The organism is Thioclava sp. IC9 (assembly GCF_002213225.1).
GTDB lineage: Bacteria > Pseudomonadota > Alphaproteobacteria > Rhodobacterales > Rhodobacteraceae > Thioclava > Thioclava nitratireducens.
In genome coordinates this window covers 1,061,333-1,084,784 of the sequence record NZ_NBNX01000001.1, presented here as the reverse complement: position 1 = coordinate 1,084,784, position 23,452 = coordinate 1,061,333, and the positions used below count along the sequence as shown (strand labels likewise).

The window sequence follows — 23,452 nt, the reverse complement described above, 5'->3', positions numbered from 1 at the left end:
TGGAACATAGCTAAGCCGAAGGAAGCGAAAGGCGCAATGCATCTCGACGTACTCGACCTGCGGAATTTCTACTACCGGACGCAGCTAGGCCGCGCGGCGCAGCGGGCAATCCGGGACCGGGTTGTTTCGATGTGGCCCGCGACGGGGCCGCAGATGGCGGGGCTCACGGTGGCGGGCTACGGCTTCGCGGTGCCGCTGCTGCGTCCTTACCTGGAGCCCGCGCGCCGGGTGATCGGCTTGATGCCGGCAGAGCAGGGCGTGATGCCGTGGCCAGCGGGCATGCCCAATGTCTCTGTCCTGTGCGACGAGGCGCGCTGGCCGCTGGAGACGGGCCGGGTGGATCGGCTGATCGTGATGCATGGGCTGGAGACCTCGGACAATTCCGAGGCCCTGATGCAGGAATGCTGGCGGGTGCTGGGCCCGGGGGGCAGGGCGATGTTCATCGTTCCGAACCGGGCCGGGCTCTGGGCGCCGCGCGAAGCCACGCCCTTCGGCTTCGGCAAGCCCTACACTCTGGGGCAGCTCGACCAGCTCGCGCGCCGTTCCGGCTTCGTGCCCGAACGTCATACCGGTGCGCTCTATATCCCGCCGAGCCATCGCCGCTTCTGGCTGCGCTCGGCCGCTATGTGGGAACGCGTGGGTACCAAGGCCGCCGGCGTGCTGGCCGCCGGGGTGGTGATGCTCGAGGTCTCCAAGCAAGTCCATGCGCGCCGCGATTCAGGTCTGGGCGCGCGCGTGCGCAAGCCGCTTTCGATTCTCGAAGGGGCGGTGAAGCCGGCGACGGACCCGGTTTGAGCCAGAGTTAACGCCTCGCGCGCGGCAGAACGTCGCCGCGCAACACTCAGGTTCGAGTACCGCCCCGGGGCGCAACTCTCGGTCCCCCGACGCAGATGCGGAATAATTATCCGACAACCAACGCGCATTGAGGTGAATCACTTCCGCACAGCGATCCGTGACCGAGCGCTCCAAATTCCTGTTAGCGCCCACAAAATCCTCCTCTTCCTGTCACCTTCCCGCGACGAAGGGCATATTGGGGGGCTTCTGCTCACATTCTCGTGCTCAAGACGGTTGCGAGGGGGGGATTGCTCTGCTAGTGACCTCCCCGATAAGCGGCGCGGAGGGCATGTCTCAAGCGCGCCGGGGGAGCGCCCCAAGGCCTGTTCCGGGTCGGGGCAAAAAAGCATCGGAAGGGTGGACGTGTCCGAACCAGCTTCGATTTCCGCAAGCATCGCCGGCCGCTATGCGCTGGCCATTTTTGAACTCTCGCGCGAAGAAAATGCCCTCGCCGCGCTCGAAGCTGATGTCTCCGCGCTGTCGGAGGCGCTGGCGGGCTCTGCCGAGCTGCGTGAGGTGATCGCATCGCCGGTCTACACGCGCGACCAGCAGGCAGCCGCGATTGGCGCTCTGGCGGGGAAAATGGGTCTGTCGGACCCGATGTCTAATGGCCTGCAGCTGATGGGTGCCAAGCGTCGCCTCTTCGTGCTGCCGCAGCTTCTCAAGGCGCTGTCGGACCTGATCGCGGACGAGAAGGGCGAAGTGACCGCCGATGTCACCTCGGCCAACGAGCTCAGCGCCGCGCAGGCCAAGAAACTCGCCGAAGTGCTGAAGAACCAGACGGGCAAGACCGTCAAACTGAACACCGCCGTCGATGAAAGCCTCATCGGTGGCATGATCGTAAAGCTGGGCTCGCGGATGGTCGACACGTCGATCCGTTCGAAGCTCGCTTCTCTCAAGAACGCCATGAAAGAGGTCGGATAAATGGGCATCCAAGCAGCTGAGATTTCTGCGATCCTCAAGGAGCAGATCAAGAATTTCGGGCAGGACGCCCAAGTGGCCGAAGTCGGTCGCGTGCTGTCGGTTGGCGACGGTATCGCGCGCGTCTACGGGCTCGACAACGTCCAGGCCGGCGAGATGGTTGAATTCCCCGGTGGTATCCGCGGGATGGCACTGAACCTCGAAACCGACAACGTCGGCGTCGTGATCTTCGGTTCGGACCAGGACATCAAAGAAGGCGACACCGTCAAGCGCACGAACTCCATCGTGGACGTGCCGGTCGGTGAAGCGCTGCTCGGCCGCGTGGTCGACGGTCTCGGCAACGCGCTCGACGGCAAAGGCGCCATCGAAGCGAAAGAGCGTCGCGTCGCCGACGTGAAAGCCCCGGGCATCATCCCGCGTAAATCGGTTCACGAGCCGATGGCGACCGGCCTCAAGTCGGTTGACGCTATGATCCCGATCGGCCGTGGCCAGCGCGAGCTGATCATCGGCGACCGTCAGACCGGCAAGACCGCAATCGCGCTCGACACCATTCTGAACCAGAAGTCGTATAACGACGCCGATCCCAGCAACAAGCTGCACTGCTTCTACGTCGCGATCGGCCAGAAGCGCTCGACCGTGGCGCAGCTGGTGAAGAAGCTCGAAGAGACCGGTGCGATCGAATACACCACCGTGATCGCCGCGACCGCGTCGGACCCCGCGCCGATGCAGTACCTCGCGCCCTACACCGCGACTGCGATGGCGGAATATTTCCGCGACAACGGCATGCACGCGCTGATCATCTATGATGACCTCTCGAAGCAGGCTGTCGCTTATCGTCAGATGTCGCTGCTGCTGCGTCGTCCGCCGGGCCGCGAAGCTTACCCGGGCGACGTGTTCTACCTGCACTCCCGCCTGCTGGAGCGTTCGGCGAAGCTGAACGAAGACTTCGGCGCCGGTTCGCTGACCGCTCTGCCGGTCATCGAAACCCAGGGCGGCGACGTGTCGGCCTTCATCCCGACCAACGTGATCTCGATCACCGACGGTCAGATCTTCCTCGAGACGGAACTGTTCTACCAAGGTATCCGTCCCGCAGTGAACACCGGTCTGTCGGTGTCGCGCGTCGGCTCGTCGGCTCAGACGAACTCGATGAAGACCGTTGCAGGCCCGGTTAAGCTGGAACTCGCACAGTATCGCGAAATGGCGGCCTTCGCTCAGTTCGGCTCGGATCTCGACGCCGCAACCCAGAAGCTGCTGAACCGTGGTGCGCGCCTTACCGAGCTGATGAAGCAGCCGCAGTATTCGCCGCTCACCAACGCGGAAATCGTTGCGGTCATCTTCGCCGGGACCAACGGCTATCTCGATAACATCCCGGTGTCCGAGGTTGGCAAGTTCGAACAGGGTCTGCTGGATTACCTGCGCAACTCGCGCAAGGACATCCTCGACTGGCTGACGAACGAGGATCCGAAGATCAAGGGTGACGCGGCCGACAAGCTGAAAGCCGCTATCGACGAATTCGCCAAGACCTACGCGTGATTGGCCTGAAAGGACAGGGACATGCCCAGCCTTAAGGACCTCAAAAACCGGATCGGAAGCGTCAAGAACACGCGGAAGATCACCAAGGCGATGCAAATGGTCGCCGCCGCGAAACTCCGCCGCGCCCAAGAGGCGGCGGAGGCTGCGCGCCCCTATGCCGAGCGGATGCACTCCGTGATGGCCGGGCTCGCGGCCTCGGTGCAGGGATCGGACAATGCGCCGCGCCTGCTCTCGGGGACCGGTTCGGACCGGGTGCAGCTTCTGGTGGTCATGACCGCCGAACGCGGCCTGTGCGGTGGCTTCAACGCCAATATTGCGAAGCTCGCGCGCCAGACGGCTGACAAGCTGCTGGCCGAGGGCAAAGAGGTGAAGATCATCACCGTCGGCAAGAAAGGCCGCGATGCGCTGCGCCGTGAATACGGTCAGTACTTCATCGGCCATGTCGATCTGAGCGACGTCAAGCGCCTGAGCTATGACGACGCGCAGAAGATCGCCCGCGACCTGATCGGCCGCTTCGACAAGGGCGAGTTCGACGTTGCGACGATCTTCTTCTCGCTCTTCGAGAGCGTGATCGCGCAACGCCCGACCGCGAAGCAGATCATCCCCGCTTCCTACGAACCGGAAGAGGGCGAAGAAACGCCGAGCGTGAATTACGACTACGAACCCAGCGAGACGCAGATCCTCACCGACCTGCTGCCGCGTGGGGTCGCGACGCAGATCTTCACGGCTCTGCTGGAGAACGGTGCCTCGGAACAAGGTGCGCGGATGTCCGCGATGGACGCTGCGACGCGCAATGCGGGCGAAATGATCGACAAGCTGACGATCGAATACAACCGCACGCGCCAGGCCGCGATCACCAAGGAACTCATCGAAATCATTTCGGGCGCCGAGGCGCTCTGACGGAACCGGAGAAAAACAGACATGGCAAGCAATGGTAAAGTGACCCAGGTCATCGGCGCCGTCGTCGACGTGCAGTTCGACGGCGAGCTGCCTGCGATCCTCAACGCGCTGGAAACCGAGAACAACGGCAAGCGCCTCGTTCTCGAAGTGGCTCAGCACCTCGGCGAAAACTCGGTGCGCACCATCGCGATGGACGCGACCGAAGGCCTCGTGCGCGGCGCCGAAGTGAAGAACACCGGCAAGCCGATCTCGGTGCCGGTCGGCAATGCCACGCTCGGTCGCATCCTGAACGTGATCGGTGAGCCCGTGGACGAGAAGGGGCCCGTGGAAGCGGAAGAAACCCGTGCCATCCACCAGCCCGCGCCGAACTTCGAAGCTCAGGCGACGTCCTCGGAAATCCTCGTGACCGGCATCAAGGTCATCGACCTGCTCGCGCCTTACTCCAAGGGCGGTAAGATCGGCCTGTTCGGCGGCGCTGGCGTCGGCAAGACCGTTCTGATCATGGAGCTGATCAACAACATCGCGAAGGTGCACTCGGGTTACTCCGTGTTCGCTGGTGTGGGCGAGCGGACCCGTGAAGGGAACGACCTCTATCACGAGATGATCGAATCCAACGTCATCAAGCCCGACGATCTGTCGAGCTCGCAGGTGGCACTGGTCTACGGCCAGATGAACGAGCCTCCGGGTGCGCGTGCGCGCGTCGCTCTGACCGGTCTGACCCTGGCAGAGCAGTTCCGCGACCAGTCGGGTACCGACGTTCTGTTCTTCGTGGACAACATCTTCCGCTTCACGCAGGCGGGTTCCGAGGTGTCGGCACTTCTGGGCCGCATCCCCTCGGCAGTGGGCTACCAGCCGACGCTGGCCACCGACATGGGCGCGATGCAGGAACGCATCACCTCGACCAAAGCCGGCTCGATCACCTCGATCCAGGCCGTCTATGTTCCGGCTGACGACCTTACCGACCCGGCCCCGGCGACCACCTTCGCCCACCTTGACGCCACGACCGTTCTGTCGCGTGCGATCTCGGAACTCGGCATCTACCCGGCCGTGGACCCGCTGGACTCGTCCTCGCGTATCCTCGATCCGGGCATCGTCGGCGAAGAGCACTACAAGGTCGCGCGTCAGGTGCAGGAGATCCTTCAGCGCTACAAGGCTCTGCAGGACATCATCGCCATCCTCGGCATGGACGAACTGTCCGAAGAGGATAAGCTGACCGTGGCACGTGCCCGTAAGATCCAGCGTTTCCTCTCGCAGCCCTTCGACGTTGCGAAAGTGTTCACCGGTTCGGACGGCGTTCAGGTTCCGCTCGAAGACACCATCGCGTCGTTCAAGGCGGTTGTTGCAGGCGAATACGATCACCTGCCCGAAGCGGCCTTCTACATGGTTGGCGGCATCGAGGACGTGAAAGCGAAAGCCGAGAAACTCGCCGCTGCGGCGTAAGGAGGCATTATGGCCGACACGATGCAATTCGATCTCGTTGCGCCCGAGCGCAAGCTGGCCTCGGAAGAGGCGGCGGTCGAGGTCATGGTGCCCGGCGCGGATGGTGACCTCACGGTCATGCCGGGCCACGCCCCGATGCTGACCACGCTGCGTCCGGGAAAGCTGACCATGGTGACGCGGTCGGCAACCCAGAGCTACGCGGTGACGGGTGGCTTCGCCGAGATCACCCCCGAGGGGATCACGGTTCTGGCCGAACGTTCGCTGCCTGCGGAAGAGTTCACCAAGGAAGTGCACGAGCGCCTCATCGAGGAAGCCCGTCGCGTCCATGACGAGGCGCATCCTTCGGTGGCCGACATGACCGCGAAGCTTCTGGCCGACATGGAGGCCCTCGGCTCGCATATGCTGGGCTGAGAGCTTTCGCGATAAGATTTAGGAAGCCCCGGTTTTTCCGGGGCTTTTTATTGCCTGCAGTTCGGGTAAGCTCTGCCTCAGGTTGAAAGGGAAAGGCCCTCTCGCGATGATCACGATCGAAAGCCACCGTCTGGGAATGCAACGCGGCTCGCTCGTGCTGTTCTCCGATTTTCAGGATGGCGGCGCCATGTGGACGGGCGAGGGCCCGCGCGAGTTGCGCAAGAAGGTCGCCTTTCCCCAGCCGTTCCGCGCGACCCCGATGGTGCAGGTCTCCCTGTCGATGTGGGACGTGGACAGCAAGCACAATTCGCGGATGGATATCTCGAGCGACGGCGTCACGCCCGAGGGCTTCGTGATCGTCTTTCGCACCTGGGGGGACAGCCGCGTGGCACGTGTGCGTGCCGACTGGCTGGCGTTGGGCGGGGTCTCGCATGAAGATGATTGGGATATCGACTGAGCCGCGTCGATAAGGCCGATGAAAAACGCCCCGCCGATCGGCGGGGCGTTTTCCTATGTGTGGGGGAGGGCGGTTCGCAAACCGCCCCGCCTGACGATCAGTCGAGCGCCTTGAAGTTGAGCGCTGCGCCTTCGTCCTTGATGCCCGAGAACCAGCGCGCCGTGACGGTCTTGGTCTTGGTGTAGAAGCGGAAGGCGTCCGGGCCGTACTGGTTAAGGTCGCCGAAGGCCGACTTCTTCCAGCCGCCGAAGGTGTAGTAGCTCAGCGGAACCGGGATCGGGAAGTTGATGCCGACCATGCCGACATTGACGTTCGCCGCGAAGTCGCGAGCCACGTCGCCATCGGCGGTGTAGATCGCGGTGCCGTTGCCATAGGGGTTGTCGACCACCAGATCGAGCGCCTCGTCATAGGACTTCGTGCGCACCATTGAAAGGACCGGGCCAAAGATTTCCTCTTTGTAGATGTCCATGTCGGGGGTGACGTTGTCAAAGAGCGACGGGCCGACGAAGAAGCCGTCCTCATAACCCTGCAGCGAGAAGTCGCGGCCATCGACCACGAGGTTCGCACCCTGCTCGACACCCGAATTGATGAGCGACTTGATCCGCTCCTGCGCCTGCTTGGTGATGACCGGACCGTAGTCCACGTCGTCGCCGCCGGTATAGGGGCCGACTTTCAGCTTCTCGATTTTCGGCACGAGACGCTCGACCAGCGCATCCGCCGTGCCGTCACCCACCGGAACCGCGACCGAGATCGCCATGCAGCGCTCGCCAGCGGCGCCGTAGCCCGCGCCGATCAGCGCGTCGGCGGCCTTGTCCATGTCCGCATCGGGCATGATGATCATGTGGTTCTTCGCACCGCCGAAGCACTGCGCGCGCTTGCCGTTGGTGGCGGCGCGACCGTAGATGTATTGTGCGATCGGGGTCGAGCCCACGAAGCCAACGCCTTGGATCGTCTCGTGATCGAGGATCGTGTCCACAGCTTCCTTGTCGCCGTTGACGACCTGCAGCACGCCATCGGGAAGACCGGCTTCCTGCGCCAGTTCAGCGAGCATGATCGCGGTGGTCGGCACGCGCTCGGACGGCTTTAGGATCATCGCGTTACCGGCCGACAGCGCCGGGCCCATCTTCCAGAGCGGGATCATGGCGGGGAAGTTGAACGGCGTGATACCGGCCACGACGCCCAGCGGCTGACGCATCGAGTAGAGGTCGATACCGGGGCCTGCGTCGCCCGTGTATTCGCCCTTGAGCATCGCCGGCGCGCCCATGCAGACCTCGATCACTTCGAGGCCACGCTGCACGTCGCCCTTCGCGTCGGGGATGGTCTTGCCGTGCTCTTTCGACAGAGCCTCGGCGAGCTTGTCCATGTCGCGCTCGATCAGCTGACCGAATTTCATCATCACGCGGGCGCGGCGCTGCGGGTTGACCTTCTGCCACTCCAGCTGCGCTTTCGCGGCGTCCGCGATCGCTGCGTCGAGCTCGGCCGGGGTGGCCAGTGCGACCTTGGCGATCTGCTCGCCGGTAGCGGGGTTGAAGACTTCGCCGAAGCGGCCCGAAGTGCCCGCAACGCGCTTGCCGTTGATCCAGTGACCGATTTCTTCCATGAGACGCTCCTCCTACAGATAATCTTGGCTTGAGCGCACTCTAGCCTTGCGAAAATGAGCATAAAAGAGGAAGTAGCTCAAAAGCGTTTTGCGTTTTTGCAAAGAGGGGCGTGGTATGGATTGGGACGATCTGCGGATTTTCCTTGCCGTCGCGCGGGCCGAGAGCCTGTCGGGTGCGGGGCGGCGATTGAAGTTGGACGCGGCTACCGTGGGGCGTCGGATCGCGCGGCTCGAAGAGGGGATGGGCGCGAAGCTTTTCGTGAAGTCGCCGCAGGGCTATGCGCTTTCCGAGTCCGGGGATCGGCTCCTGCCGCATGCCGAAGCGGCGGAGCAGGTCTTTGCGGGCGCGGACGAGGAAATGTCCGGGATCGCGGGCCAGTTGACCGGCCAGCTGAGGATCGGCGCGCCCGATGGCTGCGCGAATTACCTTCTGCCGCAGGTCTGCGCGAAGATCGCCGAAGAAAATCCGGGGCTGGAGATTCAGGTCGTCGCCCTGCCGCGCGTCTTCAACCTCTCGAAGCGTGAGGCGGATATGGCGATCGCGGTGTCGCGCCCGACGGCGGGCCGTCTGACCGTGCAAAAATTGAGCGATTATCATCTCAGCCTCGCCGCCCATCGCGACTATCTCGCGAAAGCGCCGCCAATTACCTGCAAGGAGGATCTCCGTCATCACCGGATGATCGGCTACATCCCCGACATGATCTTCGACAAGGAACTGGACTACTTCGCCGAGACCGAGGCAGAGGTGATGGGGCTCGCCTCGAACTCGGCGGCGGTGCAGACGCGGATGATCGAGGCAGGTGCGGGTGTGGGGATCGTGCATGATTTCGCGCTTCCCTTCGCCCCCGGGGTGCAGCGGGTGCTGGGTGGCGAGATCCGGCTCAACCGCGCCTTTTGGTTGATCCGCCACGCGGACGATCGCCGTTCCGAGCGATTGACGCGCTTCGCGGAGGCGCTGGGACAGGGGCTTCGCGACGAGGTCGCACGGCTCGAACACGCTGCGGTTGAAATATAACTGTTGGCCCCGTGAACCGCAAAGCCGTTGACAAATCTATGAAAGCAGTGGGACGCTCGAGTCTACACGACCTTTTCAGGGAGACGTCGATGCAGGTGATGCAGATTCTCAAGAACAAGGGCGAGATGGAAATTTTTACCGTCGCCCCGGACATGAAGCTGAGCGAGGTAATCGCCAAGCTGGCCTCGAAACGCATCGGTGCGGTGATCGTCTCGCAGGATGGCGAAACCGTGGACGGGATCGTCTCGGAGCGCGATGTCGTGCGCGAGATCGCCAAGCGCGGTGCGGAGTGTCTGGTGATGACGGCCGCGGATGTCATGACCCGTGACGTCAAGCACTGCGCCCCGATGGACAGCACTGAAGAGGTGATGAGCCTGATGACCGAGGGCCGTTTCCGCCACATGCCGGTGCGCGAAAATGGCAAGATGGTCGGTGTGATCTCGATCGGCGACGTGGTCAAGGCGCGCCTGAACGAGCTTCACATGGAGAAAGAGTCGCTTCAGGGCATGATCATGGGCAACTGATGCCGCATTGCAGCACCTTCCCGCTTGCATTTGATCGCGCAATATAGTTGCGTGCGCTGAGCTTTTTGGCGGGCGACGAGGGAGGATGCCATGCGGATCGGTCTTTACCCCGGAACTTTCGATCCGGTCACGCTGGGGCACCTCGATATTATCGAGCGCGCGATGGCTCTGGTGGATCGGCTCGTGATCGGGGTCGCGATCAACCGTGACAAGGGGCCGCTGTTCCCGCTCGAGGAACGCGTCGCCATGCTTCAGGAAGAATGCGCCAAGATCACCGATCGCCGCGGCGGCGAGATCGTCGTGCATCCTTTCGAAAACCTGCTGATCGATTGCGCCAAGGATGTCGGTGCGACCGTGATCGTGCGCGGGCTGCGTGCGGTGGCCGATTTCGAATACGAGTTCCAGATGGTCGGAATGAACCGCGCGCTCGATTCCTCGGTCGAGACGGTGTTCCTGATGGCCGATGCGCGGCGGCAGGCGATTGCTTCGAAACTGGTGAAGGAAATTGCGCGGCTCGACGGGGATGTTTCGAAATTCGTCACCCCCGCCGTGCGCGATGCCTTGATCAAGGCTTACGCCAACCGCTGATCAGCCTTTCGAGGCTGACTTGCCGGATTGCTGCGATTTCTGCTGCATCTGGGTGCTGCCGCTCGCATTCGCCGAGGCTTTGGCGGCGTTGCCCGCCTGCTGCGGCAGGTTGTCGAGCCCCCATTGATCGATCACTACGGAATCCTCGACGCCTTTCAGCGCGAGGTTCGCCTCGTAGTAATTGCCCGATTTGATCAGCTTGGACGCATCCTGCAGATGGGTGAGCGAAGACTTCGCGGGCACCAACGCCGCCGAGATCGACACATCGATATCGTTATCCTTCAGCGTCTTGGCCGCCGCCTTCGCATTGCCTTTCGCCATCTGCTGATTGGCCTTGCCGACTGCCTTCTGGTTCTCCGGCGTCACGGTGAAGCTCTCGCCAAGCGCGATGGAGCTGTCGAAGGGCAGGTAGGTCACGCCTTTCGTGCCAGCCTTCGAGGGCACGCCCCATTGGCTCTCGGCTTTCTCGGCGGCCTGCATTTTCGCAGTGGCGTCCTTGGTCATCTTCGTCGCCATGTCGGTATTGCCGTCGAAGATCGCCAGCCGCGCGGCGCGTACTTCGCGCATCGCGGTGTAGGCGTCGTCGACCGTGGTCAACAACTCCTTGTCGGTGGAACTTGCCGTGGTCTGCGAGACCGCGTCATTACTTTGGCTCTGGCTGCTCTTGATCGCGCTCCCCCCGGAATTGCTGTTGGAATTCGTCGTGGCCGCGGAGGCCATCTCGAAGCCTGCGGGACCCGCGATCAGCGCGGAGGAGAGGGCGAGGGCGAGGAATTTCTTGCTGCGTTCCATGGGATATTCCCTTTCGTGATGGGGTTCAGCTAAGGCGGAGCCGCCGGGCGGCGCGCTCCATGACCCTGAAACGTCCCCGATTTCAAAGGGTTCTATCACCACGCATCAAGGCTCACGGCGCGCCCGAGAGGGGCCGTGCGCCCTCTGTGAGCCGTGTGTGAGAGGTGAACGCGAAAAGGGCGGCCCAACTTGGACCGCCCTTCGTCATCTTCGCCTTGCCGGGGCAGCGCCCCGATCACGTCAGATCAGCTTGCCCATCGCGACGGCGGTATCCGCCATGCGGTTGGAGAAGCCCCATTCGTTGTCGTACCAGCTCAGGATGCGGACCATGCGCCCCTCCATCACCTTGGTCTGATCCATGTGGAAGATCGACGAATGCGGGTCGTGGTTGAAGTCGCTGGAGACGTTGGGCTTGTCGGTATAGCCGAGGATGCCTTTCAGCGGGCCGTCCGCTGCTGCCTTGATCGCGGCATTGATCTCTTCGACGCTGGTGTCTTTTGCGGCCTCGAAGACCAGATCGACGACCGAGACATTCGGGGTCGGCACGCGGATCGCGACGCCGTCGAGCTTGCCATTGAGTTCCGGCAGCACCAGACCCACGGCTTTCGCAGCGCCGGTCGAGGTCGGGATCATCGACAGTGCCGCGGCGCGGGCGCGGTAGAGATCCTTGTGCATCGTGTCCAGCGTGGGTTGGTCGCCGGTGTAGCTGTGGATCGTGGTCATGAAGCCCTTCTCGATCCCGATCGCATCGTTCAGGACTTTCGCGACCGGCGAGAGGCAGTTCGTGGTGCAGGACGCGTTCGAGACCACGAGGTCGTCCGCGGTCAGTGCGCCGTCGTTGACACCGAACACGATCGTCTTGTCAGCGCCGCTGGCCGGGGCCGAGACCAGAACCCGCTTCGAGCCGTTCTCGAGGTGGAAGGCTGCCTTTTCGCGCGCGGTGAAGATACCGGTGCATTCCAGCGCGACATCGACATCGCCCCAGGGCAGTTCTTTCGGGTCGCGGATCGCGGTGACCTTGATCTTGCCGCGGCCGGCATCGATCCAGTCTTCGCCGGTCGTGACTTCCTGCGGGAATTTGCCGTGCACGGAGTCGAATTGCAGCAGATGCGCGTTCGTCTCGACCGGGCCGAGATCGTTGATCGCGATCACCTCGATATCGGTGCGACCCGACTCGATGATCCCGCGCAGCACGTTGCGGCCGATGCGACCGAACCCGTTGATGGCAACTTTAACCGTCATATCCGTCTCCTCTGGCTGGCTGCCCGGCAGGGAGTTGCACGGGCAGGTCTTCCGTTAACGCTAACAAGCGCGTTCAGCGCCAAAGGTCAACGGGGTAACACCCTGAAGCTAGCGCCAGAACGCGACATATTGAACGAGATCGACGATTTTTTTCGCCAGAAAGAGCAGGATCCGGCCGTCATCGGCCAATACATCCGCCAGAATGAGAAATATGAGGAGGCCCCCAAGCCAGAGCGCGATCCGATTGGTCATCTATTCCCTTCGCGCGCCCTTGCCCGGCGCGTCAATGCACAAGTCGCCCCATCGCCCCGGCCACATCGGCCATCCGGCAGGAGAACCCCCACTCGTTATCGTACCAGGCAAGGACGCGGACAAGCTTGCCCACGACCTTGGTCTGGTCCGGCGCGAAGATAGAGGATTGCTGGGTGTGGTTGAAGTCGATCGAGACTTTCGGCTCGGGGTCGTAGCCCAGCACCATGCCCATGTAGCCGGCGGCGGCTTCGCGGACGATCTCGTTCACCTCGTCGCGGGTCACGGACTTGCGGGCCTCGAAGGTCAAATCAACTGCGGAAACATTGGGGGTCGGAACGCGCAGCGCGGTGCCGTCGAGTCGGCCCTTCAGCTCGGGCAGCACTTCTCCCAAGGCTTTGGCAGCGCCGGTCGAGGTCGGGATCATCGCCATCGCGGCGGCGCGAGCGCGGTAGAGATCCTTGTGGCGGCGGTCGAGCGTGGGTTGATCGCCGGTATAGGAGTGGATCGTCGTCATCACGCCCGATTCGATGCCGATCGCGTCGTTGAGCACCTTGGCGAGCGGGGCGAGGCAGTTCGTGGTGCACGACCCGTTCGAAACGACGTGATGCGCCTGAGTCAGTTCGCGATGGTTGACGCCGTAGACGACGGTCTTGTCGGCATCGGTCGCGGGCGCGGAGACCAGCACCCGCTTCGCGCCGCGACCCAGGTGGACTGCGGCCTTGTCGCGGGCGTTGAACTTGCCGGTACATTCGAGGACGACATCGACGCCGTCCCAGTCGAGTTCTTCCGGATCATAGGTCGACATCACGTCGATCGGGCCGCGCCCGAGGTCGAGCGTGTTGCCCGCGACTTTCACCTGTCCGCCGAACCGGCCGTGGACGGAGTCGTATTTCAGGAGATGCGCGTTGGTCTCGATCGGGCCGGTGGCGTTGATCTTGACGACCTGCACGTCGTTGCGTGCGGCTTCCGCGATATGCGCGAGCGTGCAGCGCCCGATGCGGCCGAAGCCGTTGATGCCGATGGTGACGGTCATGATGATCTCTCCGAAGCGCGTGATTTCGGCGCTGGATACCATTGCATGCAGAGTGAGAAAAGGTTTTGAAACAGTATGTTAGCGTAAACACGCGGTGTTTGCGATAACATTGCGGGGCAGGGCGGGACTTTGAGGTGAAGGGCTTCGCCAGACGGGACTCTGCGACAGAATCTTTCGTTCAATCCTCATCCTCCGCGACGAGGAATATCTCGCCCGCCGCTTCCATCTCCCGAATGGCGGCGACGACCGCGCTCATCGCCTCTTCGGCGTCTTTCTCCTTCACCTTGCCGAGATTCGCCATTTCGTCGCGCAGCGATTGCGCCATGCGTTGGGACATGTTCGTGAGAATGAACTCTGCCGAGGGTTTAAGCGACCCGGTCGCCCCGGCAAGTGCGACGGTCAGCTGCGCCTGATCGACGACTCGGAGCACTTTCGGGATATCGCGCGCGTCGATGCGGGCGGGGATGTTGGCAAAGGTGAAGATTGCCTTCTTCACCTCGTCGGCGAATGTCTTGTCCTCCTCCTCGAGCCCCTTGAGCACCGCGTCGCGGGTCGCAGATGCGGAGTAGTTGAGGATCGCGCCGACCCTTTCCACGGGACCGGAATCGAAGGCTTTCGGTGGGGCGGCATCGAGTTGCGCCGCAAGCGCCTGCCCGATCCGCAGCACCGTTTCCGGCGCGACATTCCCGGTCAGCGAGACGGCATAGGCGATCCGGCGCGCCTTCTCTCCCGGCAGGAGACCAAGCAGCTCCGCCGATTTCGCGACCGAGAGCTTCGACAGCATCACGGCGCCCACCTCGACGCTTTCGCCTTCCAGCACGGGTAGAAGTACCTCTGCCGAGAGGCCCGCGATCCGCTGCCACGGGTCGCCCCGGGAGGAGCCGAGGGCCAGTCGGCGCAGTCGGTTCGAGGCTGAGGGCGAAAGCTGCCCATCGAGCAGCGACAGCGCCCCTTCCAGCCCACCGGGGAAGGCGAGGCCGACCGCCTCCAGTTCTTCGCAGAACTCCTCGACCACGCTGACGACGGTGTCGCGATCGACGAGGCGCAACTGCGCCACGGTCTCGGTCAATTCGGTCTGTTGATCGTCGCTCAACTCCGTCAGCGGAAGTTTCAGCCCTTCGGAGGCGAGCAGCCGCACGATGATCGCAGCTTTCTGGCGCCGCGACAGCGGCCCGGGGCGGGCAGCTTTGTCGCCAGCCGAGTCGGACCCGGGCATATGGCCGAGCGCCATGGGCGCGATCACATTCACCGCGAGAACCTCCGTCCTGGGCATCGGCCGCGCGGGCGGCCAATGCGGTTTCGCGGTCAGCTTTGCACGGAGGACGTTAAGACGGACTTACCGTCTCAGCGGTCAGCTGGATTGCAGGACGCAGGCATTCGCGTCCTTATCCCAGACCTTGCCCTGCGGGCAGGACATGGAGGCCTGATGATCGCCGTAGCATTCGGCGGATGCCACGAGCGGGGCGAAGATCAGCACGGTGGCTGCAAGGATGGTTCGGATCATCTGCAATCTCCCTTTGCCAGATGCCCTAGGGTAAGCCCGAATCACGCGCGCCGCCTATAGTCTGTCGACATAGGCGGCGCGAAACGGGCTTGGGTCTCGATTATTCGCCGAAAACGCGGGCAAAAATCGTGTCGACATGCTTGGTATGGTAGCCCATGTCGAATTTTTCGTTGATGCCGTCCACGCCGAGCGCGGCCACGACGTCCTTGTCGGCCAGCAGCTGCTCGCGGAAATCGACGCGGTCTTCCCAGACCTTCAGCGCATTGCGCTGCACCATCGCATAGGCGTCTTCGCGCGATACGCCAGCCTGGGTCAGCGCCAGCAGGACGCGCTGGCTCATCACGAGGCCGGGGAACTTGTTCATGTTCTCCAGCATGTTCTCGGGGTAGATAATCATCTTGTCGACGACACCGGCGAGACGGTTCAGCGCGAAGTCCAACGTCACGGTGGCGTCGGGGGCGATCCCGCGCTCGACCGAGCTGTGCGAGATGTCACGCTCGTGCCAAAGCGCCACGTTCTCCATCGCCGGGATCACGGTCATCCGCACGAGGCGGGCGAGGCCGGTGAGGTTCTCGGTCAGGACCGGGTTCTTTTTGTGCGGCATCGCCGAAGAGCCCTTCTGGCCCATCGAGAAGAATTCCGCGCCTTCGAGCACTTCGGTGCGCTGCATGTGGCGGATTTCGATCGCGACGTTCTCGATCGACGAGGCGATGACGCCCAGCGTCGCGAAGAACATCGCGTGACGGTCGCGCGGGATCACCTGCGTCGAGATCGGCTCGGGGCGCAGACCCAGCATCTTGCAGACATGTTCTTCGACGCGCGGGTCGATATTGGCGAAGGTGCCGACAGCGCCCGAGATCGCGCCGGTGGCGACTTCTTCGCGGGCGGCCGCGAGGCGCGCCTTGTTGCGGTCCATCTCTGCGTAGAAGCGCGCGAAGGTCAGGCCCATCGTGGTGGGCTCCGCATGGATGCCGTGCGAGCGGCCCACGCGCACCGTGTCCTTGTGCTCGTAGGCGCGCTTCTTCAGCGCCGCCAGAACCTTGTCGAGATCGGCCAGCAGGATATCGGCGGCGCGTACCAGTTGCACGTTGAGGCAGGTGTCGAGCACATCCGACGAGGTCATGCCCTGGTGGACGAAGCGCGCTTCGTCGCTGCCCACGTGCTCGGCCAGATGGGTGAGGAAAGCGATCACGTCATGCTTGGTGACGGCTTCGATCTCGTCGATGCGGTCGACGTCGAATTCGACATCCTTGGCCTTCCAGACGGCCTCGGCATTCTCTTTCGGGATCACGCCCAGCTCGGCCTGAGCGTCGCAGGCATGCGCCTCGATCTCGTACCAGATCTTGAACTTGGTGGCGGGTTCCCAGATGTCGACCATCTCTTTGCGGGCATAACGCGGGATCATCGGCGGCCTCTTGATTGCGTGTGGTTGCGCGCTTGTTAGACTGCACCTGCCTTTGGGGCAAGGGAGAGCCAATGCCGCAGCTGTCGGATTTCGAGGGGGACTGGGTGCTGATGCGCCGTATTCTGCATGCGGATGGCACCGAGGCCCGGTTCGAGGGCCGCGCCAGTTTCACGCCCGAAGGGGTCGGGTTGCATTATCGCGAGAGCGGCGAGTTGATGATGCCGGGCGGCCAGAGCTTTCATGCCGAGCGCAGCTATTTCTGGCGGCTGGAGGCGGGGCAGATCGCGGTCGCGTTCGAGGATGGGCGGCCTTTCCACAGCTTCGATCCGCTGAAGCCCACCGCAAGCCATTGGTGCGATCCCGATGACTACCGCGTCAGCTACGATTTCGAGGCGTGGCCCGCATGGCGGGCGATCTGGCGGGTGCAGGGGCCGCGCAAGGATTACCAGATGATCTCGGATTATGTGCGCAGCGCGGGGCAGCCCTGACGAGGGCCTCTTGTCGAGGGCCGCGGCGCGCGGCAATCTGCGGGGATGAAAGACCTTGTCGCCACACCGATCCTGCAAAACCGCCTGAGCTTCGCGCCTTGGGCCGATCCGCGCACGCGGCGGCTGCCAGGTGTGATCCCGGTGACATATGAGGACTGGCTGGAGGTCGATGATGCCTACGCCGCCCAGATGGGCCTGCGCGACCGGCTGATCGGGAAGGGGCGCGATCTGGTGCTGGGCCTGTCGGAGCACGGACGTCCTGCGGCGGAAGAACTCTACGATCTGATCCTGCCGATGCTTCCGGCGCTGGGGTTTGCCAGCGACGCGGAGGCGGTCACGCGGCCCGATGGGGCGGTGGTCGCGCTGGATCGCACGGACCCGCTCGCCACGCTCGGGCGGCTGCTGCAATGCGATCTATGCCTGATGGAAGCCGACCCCGACGCGTTCGGCCATACCGAGCATGTGCTGACCGGCGGTGTGCTGTGTTTCCCGTCGGGCTGGACGCTGCGCGAGAAATTCATGCGCCCGATGATGCGCATTCACGAACCGATCGAGCTCTACACCGACGATCTCGGCAAGCGGGTGCAGCGCTTGCTGGATGGCGTGCGTGAGGACAGGGGGCTGATGCGCGGGACCGCCTCGCGCTCGGCGGCACATCTGCATGATCCACGCTCGGAATACGAATTCGCCCACGCGCCCGCCGACGCCCCTTATATTAGGGTGGAGCGGCAATGCCTGTTCCGGCTGCCGCGCACGAATGCCGTGGTCTTCTCGATCCACACGCAGGTCGTGCGACCGGAAAGCCTGAGCCCGGATCAGGCGCAGGCGTTGGCCGAACACCCGATCCGGCAAGCAGATTAAGCTTCCTGCATCAGCCGCCAGCGCGTCTCCGCCATATCCTGCGAGACCATGCCGGGGATCAGCAGCGCGTCGATCAGCCACCACAGGCCTGCAAGGCCGAGCGGGATGAAGCCGATCAGGATGGGCGACAGAAGCGTGCCGATCCCGGTCAGCGCCAGCATCACCACGCCGGAGAAGACGCGCCCCATATACATCCGGTGCACGCCAAGCATGGGCAGCATGAACCACAGCACATAGCCTAGCAGGGCCGACTTCTTCTCATTCGCGACGCGCTGCTCGATATAGAGCGCGCGGGCATCGTCTCGGGTCATGTTAATCTCCATAACATCTTCCCACCCGATATGGGCAGTTGCGCCGCGCGATCAAGAGGGGCGCGATCAGGAGGGGGCGAAAATCCACCATATCGAGAGCGTGCGATGCTGTCCGGTTTCATGCCGATTTAACCAAAGATTACCTAGGGTCAATTTTGCGCTAATCGCCCTATGCGCGAGTGCAGAGAGGCTGCGGATTACCGCAGTCAGGAAGAAATGTAACATATAAAACAAAAAGATAAAAAACGGCGATCAACGACTTGTGATTTTTTATCGAGATCCGTTTATGGGCCGGAGCCGCAACAATTGGCGGCTTTCGTCACAATTATGGACGAATCAAAGGTAAAAACCGGGTTAAAGAAAAGCGGGCTCGAAGGTTCGCACTTTGAGGCAGTCAATAGGGAAGAAAATGTCGGATCTCTCGACCAATTTCGAACTGGCAAATGCGACGGGCGCGACCCGGACAGGAGCGCGTATTCTGCGCTACGAAGGCATGGGAAAGCGCCTGTTCGACATTCTCGCCGTGGTCGCGATCCTTCCGGTTCTGCTGCCGCTGATCGCGCTTCTGGCGCTCGCGGTGCGCGCCGATGGCGGTCCCGCCTTCTATTCGCAGATACGCGTCGGGCAGGGCGGCAAGCGGTTCCGCTGCTACAAGCTGCGCACCATGCATGTCGATGCCGAGGCGCAGCTCGTGCGTATGTGCAACGAAAGCCCGGCGCTCGCGCTGGAATGGTCGGTGAACCAGAAGCTCGACGACGATCCGCGGATAACGCGTATCGGCCGCTTCCTGCGCCGCACCAGCCTCGACGAGCTGCCGCAGTTCTTCAACGTGCTCTTCGGTTCGATGAGCCTCGTGGGGCCGCGCCCCTTCATGCTCGATCAGGAGGCCAGCTACAAAAGCGCGATGGGCCGGGCCTATTACAAGATGCGCCCCGGCATCACCGGGCTGTGGCAGGTCGCGGGGCGTTCGACCACCGCCTTCGTGGACCGTGTGCGCTTCGACGAACGCTACTACGCGAAACTGTCGCTGCTGACCGATCTGTGGCTCTGCCTGATGACCGTCGCCGTGGTATTGCGCCAGACGGGCAAATAATTCCGACACCGGTTGCGAGAGAGAGACGGCTTGTAACCTGCCAATGGGCGCTCCCATCGGGGCGCCCGTCTTGGTTCAATTCGCGACTTGCAGGAAGCGCAGCCCGCCCTTGTCGAGCCATGCCGCGCTCAGGAGCCCGGTTTCATAGGCGCCGGTATCAACTGCAATGCGGCCCTGATCGGCCATGGGTTGATCGACGACCCAATGGCCGAATGCGATCCAGACCCCGTCGCGCCGGGTCATCTGTCCGAAACGGGGATGGCCCCAGAGCAGCGCATCGCGGCTTTGGCGTTCCATCGGGTGATAGGGATCGGCCCCCGCATGGGTCGCGGCGAACCGCCCCTCGCGCCACATCGCGGGCCGCGCATCGAGCCAGGCCAGCAGATCGGGCCCCAGCGCACGCGCGAGATCCATCCGCACCGCGTCGAGCACCTCGAGGTCGGTCTCGTTGGGATCGGGCGGCGCGATGCCATAGCTTTGCAGCGTCTGCGCCCCGCCGACGCGCAGCCAACCGGCCGTGCGTGCGTCGGGCGCGAGCAGGAAATCGAGCATCATCCGCTCGTGATTGCCCATCAGGCAGATCATCCGCGAGGGGTTGGCAAGCTGCGCCGCATGGAGTGTCGCCAGCACCCGCGCCGAATTCGGGCCGCGGTCGATCATGTCGCCGAGCGTGATGATCCGGGCCTTTGCGCCTTCCGGTTCCTGCCCGATCCGCTCGAACATCTTGCCCAAGAGATCGGCGCGGCCGTGAAGGTCCCCGATCACGCAGATCGGCGCCTCCGGACGGGGCAGGCCATTGGGTGCCGAGGAGGGAGCGGTCTCTGGTTTGAGACGGGAGAGTAGAGAGCGCAACATATGGGGAAATCCGGAGTTATGCGGGGTGGAAACCAACGCGTGGCTGGGACATAACCGTCGCAAGACGTGAGCGAAAGGGGCTCACATAAAAATGGGCGGCAAACCGCCCCCGTGGCAAGGGCGGGTCTTAAGCGGCATGGCGAGACGCATTCTGATCGTGGTGGAGAACCTGCCGGTGCCGCTGGACCGCAGGGTCTGGCTGGAGGCCACGACATTGCGCGCCGCGGGCTACGAGGTCTCGGTGATCTGTCCGATGGGGCGCGGCTGGGACGCGGCTTATGAAGAGATCGAGGGCATCCATATCTACCGCCATCCCGCACCACCCGAAGCCCATTCCGGCGCGGTCGCCTATGCGCGGGAATACTGGCACGCGATCAAGGCGTGGTTCCGGCTGGCGAAACAGGTGAAACGCGAGCGCGGCTTCGACGTGATCCAAGGCTGCAACCCCCCTGATCTGATCTGGCTTCTGGCCTGGCGCTATCGCCTCTCGGGCGTGCGCTACATGTTCGACCATCACGACGTCTGCCCTGAGCTGTTCGAGGCCAAGTTTGGCAAGAAGGGGCTCCTGTGGGCCGTGATGCGCATCTGGGAGCGGATCACCTTCGCCAGCGCCTCGGTGTCGATGGCCACCAATGAGAGCTTCCGCAAGATCGCGATCACCCGCGGTGGCATGGCCCCCGAGGACGTCTTCGTCGTCCGCTCCGCCCCGCGCGTCGAGACCTTCCTGCCCGGGCCCGGCGATCCCGCCTACCGCAGGGGCGCGAAGACCGTGCTTGGCTATATCGGCGTGATCGGGCAGCAGGAGGGGATGGACCTTCTGGTTCAGGCGGTGGAGCATCTGGTGCGCAAACTCGGCCATACCGATCTACATGTGGTGATCGTGGGCTTCGGCCCCGAACTGCCTAACGTGGAGGCCGACGTCGCGGCGCGGGGTCTGAGCGATTATTTCACCTTCACCGGCCCGCTTTACGGCGAAGAGATGCTCGCGGCGATGAATGCGATCGATATCGGCGTCGCGCCCGATCCGAAAAACGCGATGAACGACATCTCCACCATGAACAAGGTCATGGAATACATGACGCTCGAGAAGCCTTTGGTGCAGTTCGACCTGACCGAAGGGCGGGCCTCTGCGGGGGAGGCCGCGCTTTATGCACGTGCCAATGATCCGAAGGACTTCGCTGCCCGGATCGCGGCGCTGATCGAGGCGCCCGAACGCGCGCGTTCGATGGGGCGACTGGGCCGTGCGCGGGTGCTCGATGCGCTGTCCTGGGATTTCTCGGCGCGACAGCTCCTTTCGGCCTATGACCGGATATTCTCCAAGATGGAGAAATAAAGCCTGAGATCAGGCTAAACTGTTTCTCCTAAATCGTTACTTTCGCTTGATTTTCGCCAAGATTCCAGTTGCGCGCGGCCCCAATTGCGCCACAAACTCAAGGGGCGAGCAGCGTTGCGGTTCGCGCTGTTTCATTCGGCATTCGGCTTGGAACCTGTATGGCGCATTGGAGGACATCGGCGGTGGCGTTTGCTGCACTGGTTGTGACCGGTGTGGCCAGCTCTTCTTTCGCGGGTGATCTGCGCGAAACCGCTCCGACTTCGATGCCCGGTCAGACGGGCCGCTCGCTTTACGATCCGGTGGCCCATGCGCTCGCGATCGGGCTGACGCCTGCGATGGCAGATGCGCGCGTGGACCGCGCGATCAAAGCCGTGGAAACATGTCCGCTCGTCTTCGACACCCGTAACCCGATCCCGGGCTGCTGGGGCGGGACCGTCGCGCTGGGCTCGTAGGCCCGTCACTCCGGAATAGAGGCGCTCAGCCTGGGCAGGGACTGCCCGATGAAACGTGTAAGGCGCCGGTCGGCCGCGCGGATATCCTCGTCGCGGCGGATCGGCGTGACATAGCGTACCAGCGCGCCATCGGTTCGTCCGCGCGTGAGACCATCCGCGATCACCGACAGCTTCGCGCGCCAGTCACTCGTCATCGCGCGGCTACGTCCGTCGAACCAGTAATACACCAGTTGCCTGTTGAGCCCCTTGGCGATGATCGCGCGGTTGACCTCGAAGGGGGCGCGGTGGGGCAGGGCGATGCGATGCGGGCGGAAGGCGCTGACCTCCCAGCCACCGACGGGCAGGCACACCTCGGGCGAATGGATGCCGTCGCCTTGGCTCTGATCGGCATACCAGGCGACGAACAGGTTCACCGGCGCGTCCTGCGCGGGATCGGCATAGACCGCGTTGAGGTAATCGCTCGCCGCGAGCACCGTTTCCGTCGCCGGCTCCAGCGGACGGCGCGTGCCCTGCCAGCCATCGATCTGCGTCGGGAAGGACGACAGGGGCGCGCGCTCCGGCGGAAGCGTCGTCATCTGCGGCAGACCAGACCAGAGCGCCAGCGCCACACCCGTAAGGACGACCGCCAGCCCCAGATCGCGCGACGGCGCGAGGTTGCGCAAGCGGCGTGCCTCAGGCGTAAAGCGCCGATAGTCCAGATCGAGCGCCTCGGAGAGCGGTTTCGGCTCCGCCACCAGCCGCTGCAGCCCGATCGCGGTGAGGCTGAGGATGGCGATCGCCGCGCCGAAGATCACCCAACCCTCGAAGACATGCAGAAAGCCCTCGGCCTGCTCGATGCCGTAAGCGTCGACGAGGATCGCGACCATACCGACGCGCAGCGAATTCAGAAGCACCGTCAGCGGCGCGGCCATCGCGAAGAGCACCGCCTTATGCCAGAACGGCCCGCGATAGAGAATTCCGAACAGGTAGGAAAAGCTGAGGATCGGGAAGAGATAGCGCAGCCCCGAACAGGCATCGGCCACCTGCAGCTTGTAGACGCCGAGGTCGATGACGTTGCCGCTCAGATGCACTGGAATGTCAGCGGCGCGCACCAGCATCACGCCCAGCTCCGACGAGACGAGCTGTAGGGCGATGGTGAGTTTCCAGTAGAGAATCTGCGGCAGCGGCAGCATGAAGATCAGATGCAGCACCGGCTTCCAATGGCGCTTGCCCGCCTGCCAGCCCATGCTCAGCAGCACCACGCCCATCGTCCAGATAATCAGCGCATAGGTCACGAGGTCGGCGATCTGCGCGCGCGCGCCGAAGACAGCGAGGGAGAGCGCCACTGCGATCACCGTGACGCCTTGCCAGCGCTGCGGGCGGGCGTCCAGTTGCAGCGGCGCGTGGTGCAATTCGCGCGCGAAAAGATAGAGCGAAATCAGCGGGATCAGCGGCCCGTGGCTGTATTCCGGCGTGGACCACGCGGCCCCGAGGCTGGCCAGCCCCAGTGCGAAGAACGGATAGGAAAGGACGGCCAGCGAAAGCAGGCCGAGCGTGCCCCATGGCAGGGCACGCACCTCGCGCAGAGGGGGGCTCGTGGTGATCATCTCGACTGCTCGCTCATAGGCC

26 protein-coding genes are annotated in these 23,452 nt (G+C 63.4%); 15 read left to right on the top strand and 11 right to left on the bottom strand.

What is annotated here, in order from left to right:
• Positions 1-36 precede the first annotated feature (36 nt).
• The 7 genes from B6V76_RS05000 (at position 37) to B6V76_RS04970 (ending at position 6,496) form a co-directional block, all read left to right on the top strand.
• A complete protein-coding gene (locus B6V76_RS05000; protein WP_075774501.1) occupies positions 37-795 on the top strand; it encodes a methyltransferase domain-containing protein in 759 nt (252 codons plus the stop codon).
• A 402-nt stretch (positions 796-1,197) separates the two neighbouring features.
• Positions 1,198-1,758 carry a F0F1 ATP synthase subunit delta gene (locus B6V76_RS04995; RefSeq protein WP_075774730.1) on the top strand — a complete coding sequence of 187 codons (561 nt, stop codon included), beginning with the start codon at positions 1,198-1,200 and terminating at the stop codon, positions 1,756-1,758.
• Positions 1,759-3,288 (top strand): F0F1 ATP synthase subunit alpha, encoded by a 1,530-nt coding sequence (gene atpA, locus B6V76_RS04990; RefSeq protein ID WP_075774502.1) that lies wholly within the window; start codon positions 1,759-1,761, stop codon positions 3,286-3,288.
• A 21-nt stretch (positions 3,289-3,309) separates the two neighbouring features.
• Positions 3,310-4,188, top strand: a complete 879-nt coding sequence (locus tag B6V76_RS04985; protein WP_075774503.1) for a F0F1 ATP synthase subunit gamma — start codon at positions 3,310-3,312, stop codon at positions 4,186-4,188.
• Positions 4,189-4,209: 21 nt separating this feature from the next.
• A complete protein-coding gene (gene atpD, locus B6V76_RS04980) occupies positions 4,210-5,628 on the top strand; it encodes a F0F1 ATP synthase subunit beta (protein ID WP_075774504.1) in 1,419 nt (472 codons plus the stop codon).
• Positions 5,629-5,637: 9 nt separating this feature from the next.
• The gene (locus tag B6V76_RS04975) at positions 5,638-6,039 is read left to right on the top strand and encodes a F0F1 ATP synthase subunit epsilon (protein ID WP_088718889.1); all 402 of its coding nucleotides are present in this window, start codon (positions 5,638-5,640) and stop codon (positions 6,037-6,039) included.
• A 106-nt stretch (positions 6,040-6,145) separates the two neighbouring features.
• Positions 6,146-6,496, top strand: coding sequence for an H-type lectin domain-containing protein (locus B6V76_RS04970; protein ID WP_088718888.1), 351 nt, complete (start codon positions 6,146-6,148; stop codon positions 6,494-6,496).
• 97 nt (positions 6,497-6,593) lie between these two features.
• Here B6V76_RS04970 and B6V76_RS04965 read toward each other — a convergent pair whose 3' ends face one another.
• Complete coding sequence (locus B6V76_RS04965) at positions 6,594-8,096, bottom strand: CoA-acylating methylmalonate-semialdehyde dehydrogenase (protein WP_075774507.1); 1,503 nt, start codon at positions 8,094-8,096, stop codon at positions 6,594-6,596.
• A 115-nt stretch (positions 8,097-8,211) separates the two neighbouring features.
• Here B6V76_RS04965 and B6V76_RS04960 point away from each other — a divergent pair, with 115 nt between their 5' ends.
• The 3 genes from B6V76_RS04960 to coaD all read left to right on the top strand — a co-directional run bounded on the left by B6V76_RS04960 (position 8,212) and on the right by coaD (position 10,223).
• On the top strand, positions 8,212-9,111 hold the full coding sequence (locus tag B6V76_RS04960) for a LysR family transcriptional regulator (protein ID WP_075774508.1): 900 nt from the start codon (positions 8,212-8,214) through the stop codon (positions 9,109-9,111).
• An 89-nt stretch (positions 9,112-9,200) separates the two neighbouring features.
• Positions 9,201-9,635 (top strand): CBS domain-containing protein, encoded by a 435-nt coding sequence (locus B6V76_RS04955; protein WP_075774509.1) that lies wholly within the window; start codon positions 9,201-9,203, stop codon positions 9,633-9,635.
• A gap of 90 nt (positions 9,636-9,725) precedes the next feature.
• Positions 9,726-10,223 carry a pantetheine-phosphate adenylyltransferase gene (gene coaD, locus B6V76_RS04950; protein WP_088721770.1) on the top strand — a complete coding sequence of 166 codons (498 nt, stop codon included), beginning with the start codon at positions 9,726-9,728 and terminating at the stop codon, positions 10,221-10,223.
• Here coaD and B6V76_RS04945 read toward each other — a convergent pair whose 3' ends face one another.
• From B6V76_RS04945 to purB, 7 genes are all read right to left on the bottom strand, one after another.
• A complete protein-coding gene (locus tag B6V76_RS04945) occupies positions 10,224-11,015 on the bottom strand; it encodes a YfdX family protein (protein WP_088718886.1) in 792 nt (263 codons plus the stop codon).
• A 240-nt stretch (positions 11,016-11,255) separates the two neighbouring features.
• On the bottom strand, positions 11,256-12,257 hold the full coding sequence (gene gap, locus B6V76_RS04940; protein ID WP_088726803.1) for a type I glyceraldehyde-3-phosphate dehydrogenase: 1,002 nt from the start codon (positions 12,255-12,257) through the stop codon (positions 11,256-11,258).
• A 108-nt stretch (positions 12,258-12,365) separates the two neighbouring features.
• Positions 12,366-12,509, bottom strand: a complete 144-nt coding sequence (locus B6V76_RS19850; RefSeq protein WP_088718884.1) for a hypothetical protein — start codon at positions 12,507-12,509, stop codon at positions 12,366-12,368.
• A 31-nt stretch (positions 12,510-12,540) separates the two neighbouring features.
• Positions 12,541-13,542 (bottom strand): type I glyceraldehyde-3-phosphate dehydrogenase, encoded by a 1,002-nt coding sequence (gap, locus tag B6V76_RS04930; protein ID WP_088726917.1) that lies wholly within the window; start codon positions 13,540-13,542, stop codon positions 12,541-12,543.
• 178 nt (positions 13,543-13,720) lie between these two features.
• Positions 13,721-14,758, bottom strand: a complete 1,038-nt coding sequence (locus B6V76_RS04925; protein ID WP_240497809.1) for a FliG C-terminal domain-containing protein — start codon at positions 14,756-14,758, stop codon at positions 13,721-13,723.
• Between the two features lie 135 nt (positions 14,759-14,893).
• Positions 14,894-15,046: a hypothetical protein gene (locus tag B6V76_RS19845; protein ID WP_157771572.1), complete on the bottom strand. Its 153-nt coding sequence runs from the start codon at positions 15,044-15,046 to the stop codon at positions 14,894-14,896.
• A 100-nt stretch (positions 15,047-15,146) separates the two neighbouring features.
• Positions 15,147-16,451: an adenylosuccinate lyase gene (gene purB / locus B6V76_RS04920; protein WP_075774513.1), complete on the bottom strand. Its 1,305-nt coding sequence runs from the start codon at positions 16,449-16,451 to the stop codon at positions 15,147-15,149.
• Positions 16,452-16,522: 71 nt separating this feature from the next.
• On the opposite strand from purB, the gene B6V76_RS04915 reads away from it, so the two are divergent.
• Positions 16,523-16,939 carry a DUF6314 family protein gene (locus tag B6V76_RS04915; RefSeq protein WP_088726802.1) on the top strand — a complete coding sequence of 139 codons (417 nt, stop codon included), beginning with the start codon at positions 16,523-16,525 and terminating at the stop codon, positions 16,937-16,939.
• A gap of 45 nt (positions 16,940-16,984) precedes the next feature.
• Positions 16,985-17,800, top strand: a complete 816-nt coding sequence (locus B6V76_RS04910; protein WP_088726801.1) for a DUF3445 domain-containing protein — start codon at positions 16,985-16,987, stop codon at positions 17,798-17,800.
• On the opposite strand, the gene B6V76_RS04905 is transcribed toward B6V76_RS04910, so the two are convergent.
• Complete coding sequence (locus B6V76_RS04905; RefSeq protein WP_075774515.1) at positions 17,797-18,111, bottom strand: TM2 domain-containing protein; 315 nt, start codon at positions 18,109-18,111, stop codon at positions 17,797-17,799. The two genes, B6V76_RS04910 and B6V76_RS04905, sit on opposite strands and share 4 nt — an antisense overlap.
• A gap of 409 nt (positions 18,112-18,520) precedes the next feature.
• On the opposite strand from B6V76_RS04905, the gene B6V76_RS04900 reads away from it, so the two are divergent.
• Positions 18,521-19,204, top strand: a complete 684-nt coding sequence (locus B6V76_RS04900; protein ID WP_088726800.1) for a sugar transferase — start codon at positions 18,521-18,523, stop codon at positions 19,202-19,204.
• Positions 19,205-19,279: 75 nt separating this feature from the next.
• On the opposite strand, the gene B6V76_RS04895 is transcribed toward B6V76_RS04900, so the two are convergent.
• Positions 19,280-19,969: a metallophosphoesterase gene (locus tag B6V76_RS04895; protein WP_233243085.1), complete on the bottom strand. Its 690-nt coding sequence runs from the start codon at positions 19,967-19,969 to the stop codon at positions 19,280-19,282.
• A gap of 226 nt (positions 19,970-20,195) precedes the next feature.
• On the opposite strand from B6V76_RS04895, the gene B6V76_RS04890 reads away from it, so the two are divergent.
• A complete protein-coding gene (locus tag B6V76_RS04890; RefSeq protein WP_088726798.1) occupies positions 20,196-21,392 on the top strand; it encodes a glycosyltransferase family 4 protein in 1,197 nt (398 codons plus the stop codon).
• 182 nt (positions 21,393-21,574) lie between these two features.
• Positions 21,575-21,844 (top strand): hypothetical protein, encoded by a 270-nt coding sequence (locus B6V76_RS04885; RefSeq protein ID WP_088726797.1) that lies wholly within the window; start codon positions 21,575-21,577, stop codon positions 21,842-21,844.
• 5 nt (positions 21,845-21,849) lie between these two features.
• Here B6V76_RS04885 and xrtD read toward each other — a convergent pair whose 3' ends face one another.
• Positions 21,850-23,430, bottom strand: a complete 1,581-nt coding sequence (gene xrtD, locus B6V76_RS04880) for a VPLPA-CTERM-specific exosortase XrtD (protein ID WP_088726796.1) — start codon at positions 23,428-23,430, stop codon at positions 21,850-21,852.
• Positions 23,431-23,452 lie beyond the last annotated feature (22 nt).